We start from the raw sequence: 3,012 nt of genomic DNA on the forward strand, positions 1-3,012 counted from the left end.
CCGTTCTTGCCGCGCGGTCGGATTCGGTCCCGTCAGCTGCCCCCTTTGAGGGCACGGACGCTGACGGAGTCGATCGCGCACCGCGACCAGTCCAGATCGCCGCGGGCACCAAGTTCGTCGAGGACCAGGCGGTGGAGCTTGGCCCACACCCGGGCCTCCGTCCCCTCGGTGAACCGGCGGAAGGCCGTCACGCCCGACAGCCCGAAGCCTGGCGGCAGTTGGTTCCAGGTGCAGCCTGAGGTGGCCACGAAGATGATGGCAGCCAGCACCTCGCGGTCCCCTCGCCGTCGGTGCCCTCCACCCTGAGGACGGATCGGCGCCGGCGGGACCACCCGCTGGAACAACGTCCACAGCTCTTCCGGCGCCATCCGCTCGACAAGCGCAGCAGTCATCACCCCAGACTGCCGCAAGATCACACCAACTGAAACGGCGTCTTACTCACCACAATGAGGCTTTTCCAACCTGGCTGCTGAGCCTGCCTCGCACCGCTCGGATCGGGTGGTAGGGCATCAACCACAACCACGGCACCCCTGATCGTCGGTGACGGCGGCAACCCGCAGTCATCGGCTTGGCCGATCAGGAGCCCTATCGCCCTAACCAGGTCAGGAACCGCGTCCGCTCTTCACCGCACTGACCATCGCTGGAGGCGTGGGTGTTGTCTGGGGCGAAGGTGGACCCATAGGGCTCGGAGCTGAGCGAGCAAACCTCTCGGACGGGCTGGAGAGCGTAGTAGCCGAACGCGACCAGTGCCACGACGACCACGGCAGACAGAAGGTGGCGTGTGTCCATCTGGGACCAGCAGCGCTGGGACTTCGAGTTCAAACCGGGCGCGATCTTCGCGCAGATCGTGATCGGCGACGAGATCAACCGCGCCTCGCCCAAGACCCAGTCGGCGCTGCTGGAGTCGACAGAGGAGCGCCAGGTCACCATCGACGGGCAGACCTACGAGCTGCCCAGCCCCTTCATGGTGGTGGCCACGCAGAACCCGGTCGAGGTGGAGGGCACCTACCCGCTGCCCGAGGCCCAGCGCGGCCGCTTCATGGCCCGGGTCTCGGTGGGCTACCCCAGCGTGGAGGCCGAACTGCAGATGCTCGACGTGCACGGCGGTGCCTCCCCGCTGGAGGACCTGCAGCCGGTGGCGCACGCGCACGACATCGTGAAGCTGGTCGAGGCCGTGCGCGGAGTCCATGTCGCCGAAACGGTCCGGCGGTACGCGGTGGACCTGGTCGCCGCCACCCGCCCCCACCCCGACCTCAGACTCGGGGCGTGGGCGGTCGTGGCGGCGGCGATCGCCTGCACGGTCGTCGGCGTCACGGGGTGCCGGCCGACACCGACGGCGGCGTCCGGGGCGCCGAGCGGACGATGACCTTCGTCATCAACTGCGGCATGGGACACACCGCTGTCGGCCAGGCCGGCGGCCGGTGTCCCGGCAACACCGCCGACGGCGTGATCGATCGGGAAGCCGCTGGTGGAGACCACGACGCGGGTCGGCCGGGCCGCTCGGACGACGGTGAGGAACGCGCAGCGTCAAAGATCTCCGGATGGTGTCACCGGCTGGCTTCAGCACGACCCTGCGCCCGTTGGAACGCGGTCAGCGGGTCTCCTTCGAACCGCCAGGGCCAGGTGGTGACCGCACCGCAGATGGCCCGGAAGATGGGAAGGGCCTCGCGGTGGCGATCGGCGGACATCAGCGCGTAGGCGAGCGTGTTGAGGTCGGCAAGCGCGGCTGCATGGCTGAGGAACGAGGGCTGTGTCCAGTGTTGCGAGGCGCGGTCGAGCGCTGCTGTGACATATACATCGGTCCAGTAGTTGCGTGCCATGAGACCCTCCACTCCTCCCCGGGTCCGGATCGATTGATAGTGCAGCACTTGGGAGGTGAGTTCCGTCGCCGCGCAGGGCGCATTGGCGGGCATGCGTGACCGTAGGGAGTCGACGAACTCCAGTACCTGCAGTCGCGAACCGGCCTCGTCGGGAGTCAGGTAGCGCATCATGCTCAGGTAGGCATCGCGGTTCCAGCGGTCGCGGAGCAGTAGCTCGTTCCAGACATAGAAGGTTTCAGCTGCGCGGTGGCGCTCCAGGCGCGCTATCTCCAGCAGGACGATCCACGGGGTGGGGTCCAGCGGGGCGAGATCCGCAGCGCGCAGGCAGTTCGTGCTTGCTCGCGAGGCACCTTCCGCATTCCCCGTTGCTCGCGCCCGGAAGACCTCGGACCAGGCGTGCAGAGCAAGGGCAGTGGCGCTGTCCGGCTCCCGCTCAGCCCACCTCGAGGGCACCGGCGTATCCGCCAGGAATTGCGCCAGGACCGCCAGACGGAACGTGTGGCGGTCCCAGTCCTGGGAGTGATGCTTCAGGAAGTCGGCGATCTGCACCACGCGCAGATCCGTGCTCGCGATCGCGCCCGATCGCGTCGTGGTGCGGAGCGACTTGAGAAGCTTGCCAAGGTGCACGTCGTCAAGCTCCAGGACGATGCGGGAGGCCTTGCGGCGAGTCGACAGGAATGACATGCGGGGCAACCTAGGAGAGTGGGGACGCGGGCAAGACCTGCTCGCTGATCGTCACGTGATGCGCAGGGAGCAAAGCGGTCCCGGGTGCGGTTCTGCATCAGCGGTCCGGGCCGTATGGGGCGGCGGCGGTGCGGGGGGGCGCACCACCACCGCCGGTCGAGGGCAGGCTGTCGCCCTACAGAGCCCGGTCCCTAGGACGGGGTGACTTCATGCGTACTGTTCGCCCCAGCCGTTGGCGGACGAGTGCGACGGCCACGACGCCGATGGCCACCAGGGTGGAGAGGACCACCTGGTCGCGTCCGCCGCCGTCGGCCGTGTCGGTGAGCATGTAGCCCAGGACGAAGGTGATCAGGGCGATGGTCGCCCAGGTCAGATAGGGGTAGAGCCACATCCTGACGACGAGCTTCTCCGGCGTCTCCCGCTCGATGATCCTGCGCATCCGCAGCTGCGAGAAGCAGATCACCAGCCACACGAACAGGGCGATCGCACCGGAGGAGTTGAGCAGGAA

At 67.9% G+C, this 3,012-nt stretch carries 1 protein-coding gene and 3 pseudogenes; 1 reads left to right on the forward strand and 3 read right to left on the reverse strand.

Annotation, left to right across the window (positions count from 1 at the left end; translation table 11 throughout):
* Nucleotides 1–392: pseudogene (locus ACWDAG_RS47635) on the reverse strand (transposase); the annotation flags it as partial.
* A gap of 389 nt (nucleotides 393–781) precedes the next feature.
* On the opposite strand from ACWDAG_RS47635, the pseudogene ACWDAG_RS47640 reads away from it, so the two are divergent.
* Nucleotides 782–1,267: pseudogene (locus tag ACWDAG_RS47640) on the forward strand (AAA family ATPase); the annotation flags it as partial.
* 280 nt (nucleotides 1,268–1,547) lie between these two features.
* Here the strand turns inward: ACWDAG_RS47640 and ACWDAG_RS47645 are convergent.
* Entirely contained in the window at nucleotides 1,548–2,504 is a 957-nt protein-coding gene (locus ACWDAG_RS47645; protein ID WP_450701851.1) for a hypothetical protein, read from the reverse strand.
* Nucleotides 2,505–2,679: 175 nt separating this feature from the next.
* Nucleotides 2,680–3,012, reverse strand: a pseudogene (locus ACWDAG_RS47650) (amino acid transporter); the annotation flags it as partial.

The sequence above is a fragment of the Streptomyces sp. NPDC001157 genome, from assembly GCF_053598255.1.